General features: G+C 25.9%; 22 protein-coding genes. 15 read left to right on the forward strand and 7 right to left on the reverse strand.

All coding sequences use genetic code 11. The features are described from left to right. Position 1 precedes the first annotated feature (1 nt). From CPEL_RS04510 to tssM, 7 genes are all read right to left on the reverse strand, one after another. On the reverse strand, positions 2–556 hold the full coding sequence (locus CPEL_RS04510; RefSeq protein ID WP_044598800.1) for a hypothetical protein: 555 nt from the start codon (positions 554–556) through the stop codon (positions 2–4). Further along, positions 550–1,014, reverse strand: coding sequence for a hypothetical protein (locus CPEL_RS04515; protein WP_039626159.1), 465 nt, complete (start codon positions 1,012–1,014; stop codon positions 550–552). Before CPEL_RS04515 ends, CPEL_RS04510 begins: the two co-directional genes overlap by 7 nt. An 8-nt stretch (positions 1,015–1,022) precedes the next feature. Further along, positions 1,023–1,649: a hypothetical protein gene (locus CPEL_RS04520; RefSeq protein ID WP_044598801.1), complete on the reverse strand. Its 627-nt coding sequence runs from the start codon at positions 1,647–1,649 to the stop codon at positions 1,023–1,025. Next, entirely contained in the window at positions 1,643–2,062 is a 420-nt protein-coding gene (locus CPEL_RS04525) for a methyltransferase (RefSeq protein WP_232088155.1), read from the reverse strand. The genes CPEL_RS04520 and CPEL_RS04525 overlap by 7 nt, the downstream gene beginning before the upstream one ends. 63 nt (positions 2,063–2,125) lie before the next feature. Beyond that, entirely contained in the window at positions 2,126–2,539 is a 414-nt protein-coding gene (locus tag CPEL_RS09670) for a tRNA 2-selenouridine synthase (RefSeq protein WP_167332823.1), read from the reverse strand. Positions 2,540–2,830: 291 nt separating this feature from the next. After that, on the reverse strand, positions 2,831–3,733 hold the full coding sequence (locus CPEL_RS04535; RefSeq protein WP_044598803.1) for a hypothetical protein: 903 nt from the start codon (positions 3,731–3,733) through the stop codon (positions 2,831–2,833). Beyond that, positions 3,723–7,265, reverse strand: coding sequence for a type VI secretion system membrane subunit TssM (gene tssM, locus CPEL_RS04540; RefSeq protein WP_044598804.1), 3,543 nt, complete (start codon positions 7,263–7,265; stop codon positions 3,723–3,725). The genes CPEL_RS04535 and tssM overlap by 11 nt, the downstream gene beginning before the upstream one ends. Positions 7,266–7,400: 135 nt before the next feature. Here tssM and CPEL_RS04545 point away from each other — a divergent pair, with 135 nt between their 5' ends. The 15 genes from CPEL_RS04545 to CPEL_RS04610 all read left to right on the forward strand — a co-directional run bounded on the left by CPEL_RS04545 (position 7,401) and on the right by CPEL_RS04610 (position 20,954). Next, positions 7,401–7,916 (forward strand): Hcp family type VI secretion system effector, encoded by a 516-nt coding sequence (locus CPEL_RS04545; protein WP_039626225.1) that lies wholly within the window; start codon positions 7,401–7,403, stop codon positions 7,914–7,916. Between the two features lie 107 nt (positions 7,917–8,023). Further along, on the forward strand, positions 8,024–10,492 hold the full coding sequence (locus tag CPEL_RS09530) for a type VI secretion system Vgr family protein (protein WP_044598805.1): 2,469 nt from the start codon (positions 8,024–8,026) through the stop codon (positions 10,490–10,492). A gap of 70 nt (positions 10,493–10,562) precedes the next feature. Further along, positions 10,563–11,507, forward strand: a complete 945-nt coding sequence (locus tag CPEL_RS04555) for an ankyrin repeat domain-containing protein (protein WP_084083564.1) — start codon at positions 10,563–10,565, stop codon at positions 11,505–11,507. Then, positions 11,500–13,122 (forward strand): putative toxin, encoded by a 1,623-nt coding sequence (locus CPEL_RS04560; protein WP_044598806.1) that lies wholly within the window; start codon positions 11,500–11,502, stop codon positions 13,120–13,122. The genes CPEL_RS04555 and CPEL_RS04560 overlap by 8 nt, the downstream gene beginning before the upstream one ends. A gap of 10 nt (positions 13,123–13,132) precedes the next feature. Then, positions 13,133–14,038 carry an ankyrin repeat domain-containing protein gene (locus CPEL_RS04565; protein ID WP_084083565.1) on the forward strand — a complete coding sequence of 302 codons (906 nt, stop codon included), beginning with the start codon at positions 13,133–13,135 and terminating at the stop codon, positions 14,036–14,038. A gap of 46 nt (positions 14,039–14,084) precedes the next feature. Then, positions 14,085–14,564: a hypothetical protein gene (locus tag CPEL_RS04570; protein WP_044598807.1), complete on the forward strand. Its 480-nt coding sequence runs from the start codon at positions 14,085–14,087 to the stop codon at positions 14,562–14,564. A gap of 129 nt (positions 14,565–14,693) precedes the next feature. Beyond that, positions 14,694–15,761, forward strand: a complete 1,068-nt coding sequence (locus CPEL_RS04575) for an AAA family ATPase (protein ID WP_044598808.1) — start codon at positions 14,694–14,696, stop codon at positions 15,759–15,761. After that, on the forward strand, positions 15,761–16,444 hold the full coding sequence (locus CPEL_RS04580; protein ID WP_044598809.1) for a DUF4276 family protein: 684 nt from the start codon (positions 15,761–15,763) through the stop codon (positions 16,442–16,444). Before CPEL_RS04575 ends, CPEL_RS04580 begins: the two co-directional genes overlap by 1 nt. After that, complete coding sequence (locus CPEL_RS04585; RefSeq protein ID WP_044598810.1) at positions 16,441–17,691, forward strand: hypothetical protein; 1,251 nt, start codon at positions 16,441–16,443, stop codon at positions 17,689–17,691. Before CPEL_RS04580 ends, CPEL_RS04585 begins: the two co-directional genes overlap by 4 nt. Further along, a complete protein-coding gene (locus CPEL_RS09535; protein WP_232088156.1) occupies positions 17,684–18,460 on the forward strand; it encodes an AHH domain-containing protein in 777 nt (258 codons plus the stop codon). The genes CPEL_RS04585 and CPEL_RS09535 overlap by 8 nt, the downstream gene beginning before the upstream one ends. Further along, entirely contained in the window at positions 18,460–19,026 is a 567-nt protein-coding gene (locus CPEL_RS04595) for an imm11 family protein (protein ID WP_044598811.1), read from the forward strand. The genes CPEL_RS09535 and CPEL_RS04595 overlap by 1 nt, the downstream gene beginning before the upstream one ends. 124 nt (positions 19,027–19,150) lie before the next feature. Continuing rightward, a complete protein-coding gene (locus CPEL_RS09735; RefSeq protein WP_232088157.1) occupies positions 19,151–19,375 on the forward strand; it encodes a hypothetical protein in 225 nt (74 codons plus the stop codon). A 44-nt stretch (positions 19,376–19,419) separates the two neighbouring features. Beyond that, positions 19,420–19,677, forward strand: a complete 258-nt coding sequence (locus CPEL_RS09740; protein ID WP_232088158.1) for a hypothetical protein — start codon at positions 19,420–19,422, stop codon at positions 19,675–19,677. A 58-nt stretch (positions 19,678–19,735) separates the two neighbouring features. Continuing rightward, positions 19,736–20,626, forward strand: a complete 891-nt coding sequence (locus tag CPEL_RS09330) for a hypothetical protein (RefSeq protein ID WP_167332811.1) — start codon at positions 19,736–19,738, stop codon at positions 20,624–20,626. After that, positions 20,577–20,954: a hypothetical protein gene (locus tag CPEL_RS04610; protein ID WP_044598812.1), complete on the forward strand. Its 378-nt coding sequence runs from the start codon at positions 20,577–20,579 to the stop codon at positions 20,952–20,954. The genes CPEL_RS09330 and CPEL_RS04610 overlap by 50 nt, the downstream gene beginning before the upstream one ends. Positions 20,955–21,001: the final 47 nt, after the last annotated feature.

Below are 21,001 nucleotides of genomic sequence, written 5' to 3' on the forward strand. Positions count from 1 at the left end.
GTTATTCCAAAGTTTCAACTTGCCAGTCATCTTTCTTAAATTTTTTGTCAATATTCTTACAACTTAATACTTCCATATATCTAAAATATAATCCAGCACCCTCATCGCCTTTCAAGAATATACCATAATTATCATAAAAATATGTATTAATACGATAATACACTACTTGGTTTTCATTTTTTCTTTCAAATCTAGTTTCCACTATCCTATCTTTTATTTGCTTACTTTTAGGTGTCACTATTATATTCGTTTTATTCTTTATAGATTCATCCTCAATCAACACTTTTCCCAAATTAAAATAACACAAGCTCTTAAACTCATAATACTGCGGATCCATATATTTATAAGAACATCCTCCTACTAAGAATAATAAAAGATATGCAGGTAAAAGAAACAAAGTAAATTTTTTAAATATTGTTTTAAAATTTATAGTTTTTGTTTTATTTTTTAATTTATAAAAAATTTTAAAGATAAAATATAAAATAATAGAAAATATAAAAACAAAAAAGAAAAATATAAGAATAAATATTAAAAGATTAATAAAGAATTCTAGCATTTATTAACTCCTCTTAATTTTCTCTGTTTTTTCATAAGACAATTTGTAGTGTTGGGCTGATGTTTTAAAAGTTTAAATCTATTTACAAAATCAATAGTTCTTTTACTCAGTGCATCATTTAACCCTACCCTGCTAATATCATTATCCAATGTTATTTCTTTACTATCAAAACAAGTATTTATAAGAGAAATACAATATTTAGGTTCTATTTTAACTATTTTATTTTGTTCAAAACGAGCTTGTATAGCTCTTGCATAGGTAGAATTTTGATTATTATGTTTATCACCTAGTCTTTGGTTATCTAAATCTTTTTCTAATTCCTTTCCTTGATTATCAATAATAACACCTGTAAAAACTGGATCTAATAAAGCATAACTAGCATCTGCACAATTAGCATAGTCTAAAAATTTAGTGATTAAGTCTAATTTAGCTTCTTGTGTTTTAATGTTTTTGCTCATTTATATCCTTACTTAAAATTATCAAAATAGCTACAAGTGAATACTTCTTCATATCTAAAATATAATCCAGAACCCTCATCGCCTCTTAAGAATACACCATCATTTTCATATTTATATCTTATATATGTAGCAAAAGGCTTGGGCATTTTTTTATATTTTTTATCATATACTATGGTTATAATATTGCCATTTCGTTTCTCGGATTTTATCGTATCTTTTATATCATAATAAGTAAATGTTTCATTAAGTTTTTCATAATAAAAATATTCATAACCATCATCCTTAACTCGTTTTTCTATAGAAGGCTTTTTTTTTGTAAAATCGCTATGCAATTCCCAATAAGCTTTATTGTAAATTATTACTTTATTATCTATATCTTTACACAAGCTCCTAAACTCATAATACTGCGGATCCATATATTTATAAGAACATCCTCCTACTAAGAATAATAAAAGATATGCAGGTAAAAGAAACAAAGTAAATTTTTTAAATATTGTTTTAAAATTTATAGTTTTTGTTTTATTTTTTAATTTATAAAAAATTTTAAAGATAAAATATAAAATAATAGAAAATATAAAAACAAAAAAGAAAAATATAAGAATAAATATTAAAAGATTAATAAAGAATTCTAGCATTTATTAACTCCTCTTAATTTTCTCTGTTTTTTCATAAGACAATTTGTAGTGTTGGGCTGATGTTTTAAAAGTTTAAATCTATTTACAAAATCAATAGTTCTTTTACTCAGTGCATCATTTAATCCTACCCTACTAATATCATTATCCAATGTTATTTCTTTACTATCAAAACAAGTATTTATAAGAGAAATACAATATTTAGGTTCTATTTTAACTATTTTATTTTGTTCAAAACGAGCTTGTATAGCACAAGCATAAGCTGTGTTTGTATTTTTAGGTTTTACAATATTTTCCCTTTTACTATTTTTCATAACAATATCTTGCTTTAATTTATCACCAAAAGTAAGTTTATCTGCTTTATAAATATTATTCTTTTCATCTTGCTCTATATTTTCCCAAACATATTGCAACATAGCATAACTAGCATCTTATATTAGCATAGTCTTTGATTTGAGAGATAAGTTCTTTAGGGTTCATCAGTAACTTTGTCCTGTATATTTTTCATCACTTTTTATAAATTTATTATTAGTAAAATAATGAAAAGATCCTCCTCCTGCACTTTTACGACTAATGCTAGAAAAGCTAAATCCTCTTCCTTCATCTCCAAATAATCCATAACTTTTTACTTTATAATCTATCATAGTAGCAAAAACAACAGGATATTTTTTACCCTCACACACATAATAAGTTGTCATACCTAAATAAGGTCTTAATTTTTTATAGTTTTCTTCACCCATATATGCTTTAAATTGATCTTCATAGTATGCAAATTCGGGTTTATCTTTGAAACCAAAATTAGCTTTACCTTTATATCTATAATCACTACGATAATATTTACAACCATTAGAAAGGACTTGAGGGAATTTTTTCTTCAAATAAGAAAAATTCACAAAATGAGTTTCATTTCCTACTTTGATTTCACTCCCTAAATACTTGCTACGAAATTCTTCTCTTTTTTTCTCTAATTCCAATATCTCTTCTCTTATTTTTTTATCAAAGATATAAATTCCACCATAATTACTTGCAAGAGTTTCTAATTCACTTGCTTTATTTTCTTTAAAAGCACATGCACCTAAAGATACTAAAGAAAACAAGCTTAGAATTATCATTGTGATTTTCATTTGATACTCCTTTTTAAAATTAATTTTGGAAAATTATCTTACTTTACTTTGAAAAAAAAATTATTTTTCTTTGTATTTATTTAAAGACAGTAAAGTCAAATTTTCAAATATATTTTGATCATTTTTGATGATATTTTGCAAGGCGTTTTGCAAATAAGTCATAAAAATATCTTCTTCCATCTCTTTAAATACAGGCGAATACAATTCTTTAGTAATTAATTTTAACACAACAAGATTAATTAGTTTTATATCTTTAATAAGCGGAATTTTTGAAATAACTGTTTGAAAATCATCTATATTTAATTTTTGGAAATTATCATTTAGTATTGTTTTTTTACGATTTTGTGATAATTCATTTTGTAATTTATCTAAAATTTTTTCTATATTTTCATAAGTAAAATCTAAATTAACAGAAGAATTAGACTCCATAATAACTTCAGAATTTTTAATATTATTATCCTCTATAAAACTATAATCTATTTTTGTTTCAATAAGTTCTTTAATGTTTTCTTTTGCCTTAAAATCTAAGCCATCTATTTTTCCTCTAGGTTTTAGCTCTATTTCATCCATCTGTGTGTGTTTTTCTATTTCTTTTATTTCTTTTGCTTGCTTTAAAGTTTCTTGTTTAATCTCTTTTGAATCAACAAAACGCAACTCAATAAGACCTAACTTTAGAACATCGCCTTTGTTGATAATAATTTCATAACCATCTTCCAATCTAGAAAAAGAATTATTATAAAAAATATCACTGCCTTCTATAGGCGTCATAGTAAAAAAACCTTCTTCAAAAGTGATCTTCATATGTTTTTCTTTAACAGAATTATTTTTATCTTGTATCCAAAATAAACATTCTGGACTTGATCCAACAAGTCCACCAGTTTCATCAAATACACAAGCTACTGTTTTTGTAATATTTTCGTCAATATTTTCAATTATTAATCCTATGGTTTCTTTATCTATCATTTTGAGCCTTTGTTATATTTTCTACTATTTTAAAATCGCTTAATATCATAATTATATTATTAATATCTGAGTTGTTATTATTAAGTTTGAAATCAAAATACATTTTTTTATTGTCATTAAATAAAACACTGTAAGATGAATTTGAATTTTTACTTTCCTGTAATAATTTATACCAGGCCCATTCTCCTTTATATGATTTTGTGTAATTTATATTAGCATCTAAATAAGAATACGCAGTGAAATCAAAACTAGTTCCATTGTTAAATTCATCAGTTATAACATCTAATTTTGTATGCAATGTGTGATCATATATAATAGAAGTATCATTATATTGAACTTTTACAAAAGAAAAATCGGCACTTAAGTCAAGACTTTGTAAAGTAAAGCGCACTCTCATTACATCATTTGCATTTAGCATTAACTCTGATAAATTACCAGCCTTAGTAATAAAATCCAAAAATTCTTTGGAAAAAGTTAATCTTGAGCTAAATTTAGAATTAATAGAGTAAACATTTTTTCTTTTAATTAGAACATTTGTTAAATATTTTTCATAAAACTTATTTAAAATTCCATTTTTACCAAAGAAATTTTTAAAAGAATCTATACTTAAATCTTGTGAACTTAATAAATTAAAAGGATAAAAAGGAGCTATATCATTAACAAATGGTGTATAAACCTCATTCAACCAAACAGTATTAAACAAAGAAACTCCATGGTTTTCTATAATATTCCAAGCATACAAAGAAAGAGTTGCATAATATTTTTCCAATTCACTTGGTAAATTTTTAATATTTTGTTCAAGAGAACTAAATGGGTCGCTAGAATCTTTACTATCGCTTAAAGCGTATTTTATTTTTTCCTCAATAGTTTGCGAGTTATTTGTTGTAAAGTCAGTTATTTTTTTATGAATATTAGACAAATCTGTATTTATTAATTCCATGGTTTTTTGATGACTTCCAACATCTAAACCTACAGCAGTAGCACCCGTATTTAAAATAGAATTTTGTTCTATAATTTTATGATAAGCATCAAACGAACTGGTAATCCCCATAAAACTTGTCTTTATTTCAGCAGCATTAACACCGAGATTATATGCTTGAGTTAGTAAGGTAGCATCGTTAAGATTGGTATTTACACTAACAATTTTTATAAAATTCATTAAAGGATTTTCTTTTTTAGATAGTATATTAAGTTCATTTAGCATAGAACTTTTGGAAATAAACTTTTTTGGTGCAAGTGAATTTAAAATTTCTTGCCATTTATTTTGATATTGCGTTAAATAAATTTTAATAATTCCCATTGCCATATTGCTTCTATTTTCAGAATTTGACAAATCATTTAAAATCCACGAATCAATCTCAATGGCTTTATCTATTTTTACATTTAACGTTTGCAAAAAGTCGGCCATACCTTTTTTTGTGTAAATTTCTTCAATACTATCAATTTTAATAGACTCTGAGAAAACATTGTTAGCAGCAAATCCTAATTCATTTTTAAAATTATATACTTTATTGTTTTTATCTAGAATGATAAAGTTAAGTAAAGTATATATTCTTTGAATTTTTGCTACATTATATAGTTTTTCAATAGATAATTTAACCGAAATGTCATCTTGCTGAGAAGTGCTTAAATCAATCTTTTGAAGTTCATCGATACCAGATAGAAAATTTTCTTTAGAAATTTTATATTTTTCTAAAAAATTCCAATTTTCATTAATCCATATTTTTAATAAATCTTTATCAAGATATTTTTGCTCAAACAATGATTTATATACATATAAAGTTTTAATTAAGTTATCATAATTATCATCAGTTTGTAATATTATTTCCATTTCTTTTAATAGGGTATTTTTCAACACATCTTCACTAATTTTATAATATAAATTTTGTGCTTTTTTAAAGCCTTTGTATGTTATGTTTAAGCTAAAATATTCAAACAAACTTGCCTTTTCGATTAATTGCGGATATACACTTAGTATATTTCTTAAATCAACTAATAATTTTGCTTTTTCTTCTATACTCATCATGGGGTAATCTTGCATATTTTTCAACAAAAATGAAAGATCAGTATAAACACTTTGAGATATTTTTTTTTCTTGCTCACTTTTAAGAATAAAATAAGATGAAATAAAATAAGTCATACAACTCAAAAATATAGTTAGACCCACAAGCGATATCTTTTTATAAAAACTTTTAATTCTACTTAGCGATGAATCTTTAAAGACAATATCTTCAAGCAAAGACTGAACAAAATAACTTTGCTTGCTAAAAGACTGTTTTACTTGAGCTAATGGTTTTTTTATATTATACTTTTCACAAATTGTATCAAGCATAAAATTTCTTGGCACATTTTCTTGATAAGCACTTACATAATATACCCCTCTTAAAACTGAACTATTTTTTAAAATATTTTCATTTTGGAGTTGCACGATAAAGTCTTTGCTCAATACAAATAAATTATCCAACTGCTTTAAAAATAAATAAATTTTATTTTTTTCCTCTATAGTGTATATAGAAGAATTTTTATCAACAAAACGTAAAAACAAAGATTTGCTTATCTCTTCAAAAGACTTTTGAATATCTTCTTCTTTAAAATGTTCTGCAAAACTTACACCAAAAGCTTTTTTTTGAATTTTTTCATTAAAAATATCAAAAAATTCTCTCATACCTTCTATTAAATCTAATTTTGAAAAAACAACATAAATAGGTAATTGTACACCTAAAATTTTTTCACACTCATGCACCCTTTTTGTTAAATAACGAATTAAATTATTAGAATATTCTTTTGTGTTTTCTAAAAACAATCGAGTATCAATTATTAAAATAATGCCATTTAATTTACTATGAAAATAATTCTTATTTAAAAATTTTAAAAAATTTTGCCAAATGCTCTTTTTAATTAAAAAGTCTCTATTTTTCTCTATATCATCTTCGGGTAACTCATCGCTACTATTAGGATGAAAAAAATCTTCTTGAGAAAAATAATTTCCCTCAGTATCAAGCAAAGCGCCTTTCTTGGAAACATATAAGCTAAAATTATTGGTGGACTTATGCATCTTTTTATATGATTCTAAACTATCACTTAAAGGATATTCTATATCAGAATAATTTATAAAAGTACTTTTACCAGCACCTTCATTTCCTACAATAACAACAAGAGGCAAATTTTTAGTGTTGATATCTTTTTTCCATGTTTGTTTGGCATCTTTTAATGCGATAAAGAAATTTCTTTTTGCTTTGTATAAAAATTCATTAGATTCTTTTTTAATTTCTTTAAGTCTTATTCTTTTGTCATCCTTAAAAGATTTTATAAAATTACTTAAAGGCTTTAAAAGGAAAAACAAAAAAATACAACACCAAAATATAAAAATTATCCCAAATCTTAAATAAGAATTACTAAAAACATAAATTTCATTAAACGCAAATAAAGAACCATAAGCCCAAAAAAATAAACTTAAGACAACTAAAATAATAAGTATTAATGTGATTACGAAAATCCTAGATTTTAAAATTTGCATTATTTTTTGAAACATAATTTTTCCTAATATAAATTCAAATAATTTTTATTTCTATTTATTAATTTTATATTATTTTTACTTATTTTGTATTAAAATATTAAAAGCTTTTAATATAAATATAAAGTTAAAATTATAATCATAAGGAAAAACATGGCACAACCAGCATATATCAAAATCGAAGGTTCAACACAAGGACTTATTTCAAGTGGTGCTTCTACAGAAGCAAGTATAGGAAATCGCTATCAAGCAGGACACGAAGATGAGATTATGGCTCAAGAAATTTCTCATATTGTAACAGTTCCAGTTGATCAACAAAGTGGACAACCATCAGGACAAAGAGTTCATAAGCCTTTTACTTTCACTTGCTCTCTAAATAAAGCAGTTCCTCTACTTTACAATGCACTTACAAAAGGTGAAAGACTTCCGAGTGTTGAAGTTCATTGGTTTAGAACATCAACAAGTGGCGGACAAGAACATTTTTTTACAACTAAATTAGAAGATGCTATCATTACAGATATTACCTTAGTAATGCCAAATGCTCAAGAAGCAAACAATCATGACAAAACAGAGCTTTTTAAGGTATCTTTAAATTACAGAAAAGTTATTTGGGAGCATACAGCGGCTGGAACAAGCGGAAGTGATGATTGGAGAGAAGCAAATTCGTAACACAATAAGCTCATTGTTAAACAATGAGCTTTATATGCTATTTAATATCCTTATCACTTTCATTAAAAATAATCTCAATAAATCCCAATACCAACAAAGGTTTTTTAATGAATACAAACAACTCTTATCTTAATTTAAAAATTAACAAACTTGATTTTAAAATCACAAAAGCCATTATAAAAGAAAGCTTGGATCAGATCTTCTTATGTGAATGTGAAGGTTTTTATGAAAATATCAATAATGATATTTTTAGTGATGATAATATTGAATTTAATCCTAATATGCTTATTGATAAAGAAGCTTCACTTATAATTAAAAATCCTTATGAAAACAAAAAGATAGACTTTTCAACTAATATTGATATGATTTATCGGGGAATAATATCTTATGTTGACTATTTAGGTGTTAATCAAGGTAGTGCTAGCAATATTGTAAAAGAAAATTTTAAACAATTAAACCATAAACATTTTTTTAAGTTTAACTTGCATTCTCCTTTAATAAGACTTGATTTTAATAAAGCAAATCGTATTTATACTCATACAAACATAATAGAAGTAATTAAACAAACCTTAGCCTATTATAACACCAAGCTAAATAAAAACATTGATTTTTCTAATATTCATCATATATATGAAACTAAAGAATTAATTTCTCAATACAATGAAAGTGATTTAGAATTTATCACAAGATTAGCACACAATCATGGTATTTATTTTTATGAAGATAAAGATAATATTTATTTTTATGATTTTTATACTCATAAAGGCAAAATAAAAGATATAGTTTTTAATCCTAATATCAACAACCATCTTAATGAAACTTGTATTTACGCACTAAATAAAGAAAAACAAATACAAACTAATGCTTTTACTCATTCTAGTAATAATTCCAAACAACCTTTAAGTTTATATTCCTTAAGCACTAAAGCACAAAATGCCAATACACATTATAATGAGCATTCTTATGAAAGTGAGTATTCCTTTACACAAAATATTAATTTAAAACAATCCCCTACCCTAAAAGAAAAAAGAAATACTATGCTTAATAATATACTAAAAGCAAAAAGCAATATTTATCATCTTAGTTTAAATGAAAGTATTAAAATTAATATTCAAGAAGAAACCACCAAAGAATATACCATTATAGCAAAAGAACAAATTTTAATTGATGATGCTATTTTAGCTAATACTATCAATACCAATGATAATTTAAATATTAAAGACTTAAATCTAAGCAAATCTTATACAAATAATTTAACCCTTACCCCATCTTTTTTAACCTTTACACCTAGTTTTAAATCCAAACCAAAACCTCCAATTAATACCATGGGTATAGTTATAGGAGAAGATTCTAATATAGAAAATCAAAGAAATACCATATATACAGATGAATATGGAAGAGTAAAAGTAAGGATTAATCTTTATGCTAATCAAGAAGAATTAGATAATAAAACAAACATGTATCACTATAGTCCATTCTTAAGAGTAGCTAGTAATGTAGCAAGCAATCATTCAGGTTTTTACCATACACCTAGAATAGGAGATGAAGTTATTATTTCATTTTTAGATGATGATATAGATAAACCTTTTATTAGTGGGAGTTTGTATAATGGGGTGAATACTATGCCACAATATAACTACCCAAGATACAAAAGAGAAATCGCTGGACAAACACTAAATTATCTAAGTGCTATACCTATGTATAATAAAGGCTTAGATGAACTTAAACTACAAGAAAATACAGAATATAATCTAAATTATAAAAATGAACATTATCTAACTATCTCTAATTCTACTATAGGAAAAGATAATACCGATGCAAAAGCAAGAAATGAAATCGCTTTAAAAAATGATATAGACAAGGAAGAATTTTACATTTTAGCACAAAAAGATTATAAAGAAGAAATAGGCAATAACTATGAGCAAACTATAAAAAATAACAAAACCTCAGAAGTAGGAGCTTTATATACCGAATTTATTACTTTAGGACATATGCAAAATATCATAGGTTTTAAAAATGTCAATGTAGGTGCGCAGTATCTAGAAAATACCCTGCTTTCTAAAGATACTAATGTGGGTTTAAGTAATACTTTGAATGTAGGAATTAGTAATGAAGTCAATATCGGACAAAATCATGAAGAAAAAATAGGAAATGATAAAAGAGTAATCATCAACAATAACCTAGAGCAAGATATCAAAAATGATTTTATCCAAAGAATAGGACATAATAAAAATGAAACCATAAAAGGTTCTTATGTGCTTCAAACCAATCAAAGTATAAAATTTCACTCCAAAAAAGATCTAAGCATAGAAACAAATGAGTATTTCAAAGCTGAAGCTGATGATTCTATTAGTTTTAAAGCTAAAAATAATTGTTCCTTTACGGCTGATGAAATAAATACTTTAGCTAATAAAGAAAGCACTTTAATAGCACAAAAACGAATCATCTCTCAAGTAGGTGAAAATACCACCATCACACAAACAAAAGATAAGATTATACTTCAAGTAGGAAAAATGCAAGTAATTATAGATGATAAAGGTTTAAGGGTAAAAGGAGGTGATTTGAGAGCAGATTAAAAGCAATTTTTTTAAATTAAAACTAAAATCACAAAGAAACCCAATTTATAAAAAAACTAAAGGAAAAACAATGAAAACATTAGAAAATATCAAAGCTATGAACTATCAAGAAAAAGATGAATTAGAAGATCTAGTTCTTGAAGCTATAGATGATAATGATTTGGCCAAGGTAAAAGATATTTTAAAAGATTATCCTGTAAAAATATCTTGTTATGAGCTTAATATCAAAGATGAGGATGGAGACTTCCCTTTATTTGATCCTTTTAACTTGATAACAAGAGCTGCATTTACTTGTGAAGAAAATAATAATGATTTTTCTATTTTAGATTATTTATTTGATGAGTATGGTTTAAGTTTAAAAGATCCTAAATATAATTTTGTTCTTATTGATATGAAACATATCAAAGAAGCTAATGAAAAATACATCTTAATGAAAGAAGTAGAAGGCGAGCCTAATATTTATAAAAACGCTCTAATCTATTATTATATACTCAATGCCGATAATCCAAATTCTCAAATCATACAATATCTAGTCAATCGTGGAGCTAAATTTGAAGTGCATGAAGATGACTTTGGTTGGACTCCTATGCATTTTTGGGCTAGACGCAATAATTATGAATTATTAGAACTAGCTATTAAAGGAGGGGCTAATGTGGATATGCAAACCCGACTTATTCAAGAGAGTGAATACAATGAAACTCTTTTATTTGAAGCTGTAAGCGAACCTGAAACTTATAAGGTTACAAAGCTTTTAATCGAACTTGGAGCTAATGTGAATTTTGCTACCCCAAGAACTCCTTTAGATGATGCAAGAGGATCTAGAAATAAAAAGCTTTTAAAAGATGCAGGAGCAATGACTTCAGAACAAATTAGAAAAAAATATAATTTACCAGCATATGATTCTTCTCATTGTGAAATTAATGGAAAAACTGACTTTGATTTATTGGGTAAATATCGTGATGAATGCTCCAAACTTTTAAACGATGCTATAAAAAAGGCTAAGGAGAATGAGTAGAGTGATAAAAATTAACTTTACTGATGTCAATTTTCATATTAAAGAATTTCAAAAGGTTTATATACTAGAAAATTGTAAATTGTATTTTTATAAGCCTTTTCATTTACAAACAGAAGATAAAAACAATGGAAAAGAATTTGAAGATAAAAATAGAACAATTCATAAAGAACAAGAAATTAAAAAAATAAATTCTCAAGATCAATCAGATGAAAAAGAAGATATCACAAAAGATTATGCACAAAAAATCGATAAAGAGATAAATAAATTTGATGAAAATAACTTCATCTTACAAACTAAAAAACAACGACAAATCGATCCTGATAATTATGATATATTTTACGATGTTTATACAAGTAAAGATAATGATATCAAAAGCTTAAATGAAGAGTTAAAATATAACGATGGCTTTGAAGTAAAAAATGGTATAGCTAAAGTTGAAGCAGATTTTTTTGATAAATGCTTTGAAAAAGGAATTTATGTTTTAATACCAAGATTAGTATCTTTAGATAAAAACGAAACATTACACTTTGATCCTGTGCCTTTAGAAGATAAGGGCTTTGTAGTGACTGATTTTAGAAAGGGAAGAAAAGATAAAAAAAATATAGATTTAAGCTTTCAAAGAAGCATAGCTAAAATAAAAAATCCTAATTTAGTTTTGCAAAGCCCTAAAGAATTCCTACAAGCTTTAAATGACAATAGAGATTTTACAGAAGATGATAAAATACAACAAGCAATGGGTATTAAAAAGGCTTGCGCGAAAAAAGCAGATGAAATGACTAAAATCTTGCTTAAAGATGATGAAAGTTTAAAAGATATTATTACAGATAAGCAAGAATTAAAGAAGAAAATAAGTGAATTGCAAAAAAATAAAAACAAATCACCTAAAGAACTAAATCTACTAGGTAGACTTGAATTTTTACAAAGAAATCAAGATAAAGCTGAAAAACATAAAGACATTATAAAAGATCTTCAAAACCCTCAAAAGACTAGCAATGGTAAGCAAGATGATGCTGATGATGATTTTTCAGATAGTGGAACAAACAGCACCACTCCAAACCAAGAAGAACAAAAAAATAAAAATATCAATTCTAAAGATATAGGAGATGCAGGAGAATATGCTGCTTCTATGCTTTTTACTAAAAGATCAACTAGGTATTTATCTAATAGAAGAAAACTAGATACTAATTTTAATACTAAAGGTTTTAATCACACCATACCTGATTTTTTAGTAACGCTAAATGATTACCCTACTTTAGTAGAGGTTAAAAATGTTCAAGATCAAGCTTTAACAGAACAAATAAGCTTTGAGTTAAAACTTGCTAGAGAATATGAGCTTGATTATTTATTTTTATGCAATCATTACACAAAATTAATAGATAATATAACTAATCTAGAGATATTTAATAAAGACAATAAAAACCATAAAGGATCAAGAAGTGGTTTTATCTACCACAGACATGCTCACAGAAGCATAAAGACAATATTTAAAGAAATATATCTACACCATATCAAAGGAGCAGCACCTAATAAAATAGTAATAAAAAGATTAAATTTAAATGACCCTGTTCATATAGAAGAAGAATTAAACAAAAACAAACAAATACAAAAAAACTAAAGGAAAAACAATGAAAACATTAGAAAATATCAAAGCTATGAGTTTTGAAGAAAAAATGCAAATTCAAAAACAGTTATTTGATTTTATTAGCAATAATGACTTAGAAAATGTTAAAAATCTTTTAAAAGATTATCCCATAAAAGAAAGCTTTTATGAGGCACATTTTAAAGATTTGTCTTTGTTTGATCCTTGCACAACTATAGTAAGAGCTGCATTTACTTGTGGAAATTATGATAATGATTTTTCTATTTTAGATTATTTATTTGATGAGTATGGTTTAAGTTTAAAAGATCCTAAATACAATCTTCGCTTTGTAGATATGAAACATATCAAAGAAGCTAATGAAAAATATATTTTAATGAAAAAAGTAGAAGGAAATAGCATTATTTATAAAAACGCTCTAATCTACGCATATATACTCAATGCTAAAAACCCAAATTCTCAAATCATACAATATCTAGTCAATCGTGGAGCTAAATTTGAAGTGCATAAAGATGACTTTGGTTGGACTCCTATGCATTTTTGGGTTATGCAAAATAATTATGAATTATTAGAACTAGCTATTAAAGGAGGGGCTAATGTGGATATGCAAACCCGACTTATTCAAGAGAGTGAATACAATGAAACTCTTTTATTTGAAGCTGTAAGCGAACCTGAAACTTATAAGGTTACAAAGCTTTTAATCGAACTTGGAGCTAATGTGAATTTTGCTACCCCAAGAACTCCTTTAGATAATGCAAAAGGATCTAGAAATAAAAAACTTTTAAAAGATGCAGGAGCAATGACTTCAGAACAACTTGATAAAAAATACAATATATACTGGGATAGCAAAGAGTGTGAAAAAGATAAAAGCTATATGGAAAAATACTGTAAACTTTTAAACGATGCTATAAAAAAGGCTAAGGAGAATGAGTAGAGTGATAAAAATTAACTTTAGGTAAAATAAATCATAAGGAAAAACAATGAAAAATAAAATTTTATTAGATAAAGATATACAAGAAGCGTTTAATTACTATCTTGAAAATGATAATTATGTAAAAGGTGCTTTAGATGGTTTAAAAAAACATAAACGAAGAACTTTCATAAGTAACATCTTAAGTTATGAATATAAAAATTTAGTAGAAAACAACAACTTAAAATTTGATGAAAAAGATAAGGTTGTTTTACCATCTAATCTAATCACTATTTTAAACTATGATAAAAAGAATTTTAATGGGACGATTCTTCGAAATTTTATAAATGATTTGGAATTTGAATTAGAACATATAGAAATGGAACTTTATGATAATCCTGCTGATTTTGAAGGAGGAGATTATTATAGTGAAGATAGCGAATGTGATGAGGATTATACAGTGGAAGATTGGGTAGAAGATCAAGTAAAAGATATAAAAGATTTTATTGATGCTTTGAAAGCTTTTAAAATGCTATTTAGTGCTAATTAAGTATTGTAAATTTTATAGATTATAAATATAATAGTGATAAATATCGTCTCTTATTAAATAAAGCAATAAAAAGGCTAAAGGTAATAGAGAAAAATAATCAACTTCAATATTAGAAGCTAAAGGATATAAATGCTAAATAACATAACAATCAAAGGCTATAAATCTATAAAAGATTTATCCGAATTTGAACTTAAAAATTTAAATATCTTAATCGGTGCAAATGGTGCAGGTAAAAGTAATTTTATCTCGGTATTTAAAATGCTTAATGTATTGTTTAATAAAAATTTGCAATTTTATACACAAGATAAAGGACCTGATAGTTTTTTGTATTTTGGTAGAAAAGAAACCGAAAAATTGCATTTTGACTTTGTTTTTAACCCAAATAGATATAAAGTAGATATCGTAGCCACGCAAGAAAACAAAATGCTTATACAAAAAGAAAGAATTTATTTTGGTCCTCACGAATACATTATAGGAGAGAATGTATACGAAAGTAATATTTCTGAAGCAAAAGAATATTCTAGATCCAAAGCAGTTGCTGATTATACTATAAGCGAAATTAAAAAATGGAAGCTTTATCATTTTCATGATACTGGAGATACATCTAAAATGAAAAGTATATGTGATGCAAATGATAATCTTATTTTCAAAGAAGATGCACAAAATATAGCAGCTTATCTTAAAATGCTCCATGATAACTACAACAAACATTATGAACAAATTTTAACTACTATACAAGATATTGCTCCTTTTTTTGGGGGATTTATTTTTAGAAATAGTGATAATATACAATTAGAATGGCATCATAAAAACGATCCTGATACTCCTTTCAAAGCACATATGCTTTCTGATGGAACTTTAAGGTTTATATGCTTAGCTACTTTATTGCTTCAGCCTTTTGAGCTAATGTCAGGAACAATTATTATCGATGAGCCTGAATTAGGACTACATCCTTATGCGTTAAAAATTTTAAGCGAGATCATTAAAAGAGTAGCTCAAGAAAAACAACTCATTATTTCTTCTCAATCTGTAGAACTGATAAATCATTTTGAAGCACAAGATATTATAGTTGTAGATAAAGAAGGTGATCAATCTATTTTTACAAGAATGGACAATGAAAAACTACAAACTTGGCTTGAAGAATACACACTTGGAGAAATTTGGGCTAGTAATCTTATAGGTGGGAGGCCAAAATAATGTCAGATATTACAAGATGCTATGTAATTTGCGAAGGGCAAAGTGAAGAAAAATTTATCAATGAAACTTTAAGTCCGTATTTTCACAATGTCAAAATTTATCTCACTCCACTTACAATACCTACATCTAAAGGACACAAAGGCGGTGCGCTTTCATATGAGAGAGTGGTTGATTTTATCGTTAAAAAATTAAAACAAGATACACAAGCTTTCATGACAACTATGTTTGATTATTATGGATTAGATGATGAATTTTTAAAAGAAAATAAAGCTAATACTGATATATATGAATATATTGAAAAAATACAAAAAGATTTTGATGAAGCAATTAAACAAAAATGCGATACAAATAAATTTTTTAGCTATATACAACCACATGAATTTGAAAGTTTGCTTTTTAGTGATATTACAAAAATCATTGAAGCAGACGCTGAATGGGATGAAAAACTCATTTGCGAATTAGAATGTATTATCGAAAAATACAATAATCCAGAATTCATCAACAATAGCAAGGAAACAAGTCCGTCACACAGGCTAAAAAAGATTTTTTCTTCTCCTAGCTATAAAAAAGTTTTGCATGGTAGCAAGATCGCAAAAGAAATTGGTATAGACAACATAAGATTAAAATGTCAACACTTTAACAAATGGTGTGAAAAAATTGATGCTTTGAAAGCTTTTAAATGAAACAAACATTAAGTGCCAATCAAATTAGCTTTCATCTTTTATCTAAAAAAACTTTTAGTGATGAAAAATACCTTGACGCTTGGAGTTTAAAAGGTAATCGCCTTAATTTACAAGAATGGCTTGATTTTAAAAAAGCTAATGAAAATAATTTTTATAATAAACATTTAGAAAATACCTTAAAAGCTATACAAGAACTTAAAGCTTGTTTTAGTATTGATAAATTTGAAGGTATAAATCTACACAGTGAGGATGAATGGTTAAATTTTTTACCTTCAAATTATACTCAAATTTATAATCGTTTATGTAGGGATAAAAGCAAATACATTTTACATAGATATTATCAAAAAGATGAATTAAGTGAAATAGGAACTCTTAAAAACCTCTCCCCTAATTTACCTTTTTGGGATGAAAAAGGAGAAAATTTCTCTCAAAGCCAAATCAATACTCTTATAGAAAAAGATAATCTAGCGCCCTACTTTAATAAATATGATATTTATTTCAACTCATCACTATACCTTACTTTTAATCTTAATGATGAAAATTTAAATTATCTAGTAAAAAATTATGAAGATAAACTTAATTATGGTTTTATCCCAAAAACCCAAGAACAACTTCAAAAAGAGTTAAATTTAAGTAAAGATGAAAAAATCATCTTAGAACTTGAAAATATTTTTTTAAGTCTTTGTAAAGGCATAAGTGCTGATTATGCTTTTATGGATTTTTCTTATTTTTTTGCAGGGTATGATTATATATTAAATTCTAAAAATAATACTTTAAAATCTTACCCTATTAGTTATGATGAGTTAATTTATAAAAGAAGCTTTAAAGAGCATATAGAAGAATATGCAAATAATTATTTTTTAAATTATTATTCTAAAGAACTTTTAAATGAACTTGAAAATCAAAACTTAAATAACAATAGAATAAATCATTATCTTAAAAACTATAATAAAATTCCAAAAAACACAGAAGAAGAAAACATACAAGGTATGCTTTCTAAGCAAAAAAATGTAAATATCAACTTTGTAAATTTTATAGATTATAAAGACTATGTTTATAATAACAAAGATGATTTTTGGAATTTCTCATTAGAAAAAAACTCTATACTTTGGCAAAAATTTCTAAGCAAGGATACCATAAAACCTTTTCCTTCAAATTTTGATTGTTCTTTGGAAGAAAAACTTCTTTATGCTAAAGATGAGCAATTAGAAAGCATACTTCAAACCCACAAGGCTTTTTATGGCTAAAAAAAGAAAAATAACTCTTCCTAGAATAGAAGATATTGATATAAGTCCCGATACTTCTTGTTTGCATCCTATATTAGAAGATAATACTTTATTGTGTATACATGGAGGTAAGGTTAAGTTAAAAGCAAAGAATGCTAAAAGAATAAAATCAGATAATGTTCCTATTATGCTTAATAACGAAATACAAGGAGCTAGTATAAGTGGATGTGTAAATCCACCTATGCTAGGAGGACCTTGTACTAAAGTAGCTTTAGTATTTGCTCATACTTATTCAAATCATAAAGTAAATCATAAACATTCTGTATTACAAATGGGTTTAATAGGGGTAAGTAATAAAGGTTATCCTATACTAGCTATACCTAAGCAAAATAAGATTAAATTTGCTTTAGCTAAAATACAAGCTAATCCTCTTGCTAAGATTAAATGGGACAAGATAAGGTGGGAAGGGATAGGAGATGATAACAAACAATCACCAATTCAAACCCATCATATTGCTACTGATAAGAATAAAAAATATACTCCAAAATTTCAAGAGATACTTAATTTATATGATTTAAAACTAAATGGAGATTGGAACAAAGTTAAAATGCCACATCGCGGAAGACATCCTAATGAATATCATGAATATATTCTTGAAAAAATGAGTAAAATTGATAAAATAGCAAGAGGAGATAAGAATAAATTCTTAAAAGAATTTGAAAAACTAAAAGAAGAAATAAAAAATAATCCTGCTTTACTTAATAAAAAATACTATAAGGAAAGAAAATAATGAGATATTATAAAATGATGTATAATGGACAACATAATGATGTAGATAATTGGATAAATTGTATCAAACCAGATATAAAAAATAATGATAAATATGCACTTTTAGAATCCAAGCCTATTATAAATTGGCAAACACCTAGTTTTGAAATAGACAAAGATGATGGTAAAATACTGACTGATTTAATATCTAATGTATATAATTGGCGTATAGTCTCTCCAAAATTTATCAATTTAATGCAAGATTTAATCAAAGATTGTGTGCAATATTTAGATGTAGAAATTAAAAGTCAGGAAATAAATTATTATGATTGTAAAATTATGCATGTAACAAAATCACTTGAGGCTTTAGATTATGAACATTCTGTATATACTTATATGGGTGATAATAATGAATATCTAAGTATTACTAAGGCTGTTTTAAAAAAATCAAAACTTGATGGAAGTCATATATTTAGAATTAAAGATGATGAAATACCTGTTTTTGTATCAAGTGAATTTAGAAAAATAGTGAGAGAAAACAATTTATTAGGTTTTAGTTTTAGTGAAGTTATGGTATATGAAAATTAATAAATATATAAAAATATTATAATTATAAATTATATAAACTTATTAGGTTTTATCAAACAAATACCATAATAAAGGATAAAAAACAACAAGAGAACAAGCAGAACTAATTATAGAAGAAGAAAAGTTGATTGATACAACTTGGTATCCTTCTTATAAACATTTAGGGGAATATCATCTTACTATGTGGTTTAATCCTAACAATAATAAATATAAAACTTTCTATGTTGGAGAAAGGGGGAGTGTTAGTCTTAACTATTCTTTTGATAGTGAAAAAGAAGCTATTGGTAAAATGCTGCAGATGAATTATATGCGAAAAAATATGATGGAAAAGATATTAAAGAATATCTAACAAAAGAAGTAGCACTAAGAATCATCAAAGAAGAAAATTTAGAAGTGATTTGGTATGATGAAGCACTTAAACCAATGCGAGCAGGTATCAAACACGATAAACAAAGAGATAAATATATTTCTTTTATCACTAATGCTAAAGCAGAAATTATAGAATACAGAAGTATTGAGTTTGATGGGGAAGTTATTATATTTTTAGAAAAATATAATTACACTTCTACCTATAACGATGAATTTCTAGCCCTTTATGCTCTTATCAATCGTGCCAGAATGATTAAACAAAATAAGATTAGCTTTATATAAATACTTTCCTTATGATTTAATATAATCTTAGTGGGTTTAAAAACCCACAAGGCTTTTTATGGCTAAAAAAAGAAAAATAACTCTTCCTAGAATAGAAGATATTGATATAAGTCCTGATACTTCTTGTTTGCATCCTATATTAGAAGATAATACTTTATTGTGTATACATGGAGGTAAGGTTAAGTTAAAAGCAAAGAATGCTAAAAGAATAAAATCAGATAATGTTCCTATTATGCTTCATAATGAAATACAAGGAGCTAGTATAAGTGGATGTGTAAATCCACCTATGCTAGGAGGACCTTGTACTAAAGTAGCTTTAGTATTTGCTCATACTTATTCAAATCATAAAGTAAATCATAAACATTCTGTATTACAAATGGGTTTAATAGGGGTAAGTAATAAAGGTTATCCTATATTAGCTATACCTAAGAAAAATAAGATTAAATTTGCTTTAGCTAAAATACAAGCTAATCCTCTTGCTAAGATTAAATGGGACAAGATAAGATGGGAAGGGATAGGAGGTAAAAGAAGTAAGAAAAATAAAAATGATAGAGCAAGGCAAATACAAGCATTAAAAAATAATCAGCAAAGGCAAAAAGGTATAAATAAAGAAAATTTAGATATTATAAAAGATACAACAAAAGAGAAGTTTAATTTATTAGAAAGTGCTAATCAAACTAATAATATTCAAAATAAACTCAACCATATATTTAATAAAAAAGAACATGATTTAGATGATTTTTTAAAGTCTTTTGGTAATTCGAAAGAAAAAGCTTATGAGGCAGTTGTAAAAAGAATAGAAAAAGATTATGTAAGCGGTAAAGTTTCTGAAAATTTTATACAAGGGCATATTATAAACATTAATGGATTTAATATTGAAGCAAGAGGAGTTATAAAAAATGGAAAAGCAAAAATTGGAACAATGTTTCTACCTAGAACATTTAATTAATATTCAAGAATTGGAGAAAAAAATTATTGAATATTTTTCCAAAGAACAAAAATTACTTTTAGATCATTTTAGGCATGCTAATATTGTTTCTAGAAAAGCTGATGAGTGTGGATATTTTGTTAATATAAAAACTGATCCCGCAAGACCAAAAATTCAAGTCAATGGTTTTACCAATTCTTTAAATCTATGTTTAAATGGTGTTGTGATAGGTGGAGCTATGATTTATATTGAAAATGGTTTATTATCAATGATTGAGTGTTACTCTTGGGATGATAATGATATTTTTATTAAGTTATTATCAGACACTAATAAAAAAGTGTATTTGTAAAAATTTTCAAAAAATTTAAGATTACCTTCAAACCCACAAGGCTTTTT

It is taken from the genome of Campylobacter peloridis LMG 23910, from assembly GCF_000816785.1.
Taxonomy (GTDB): domain Bacteria; phylum Campylobacterota; class Campylobacteria; order Campylobacterales; family Campylobacteraceae; genus Campylobacter_D; species Campylobacter_D peloridis.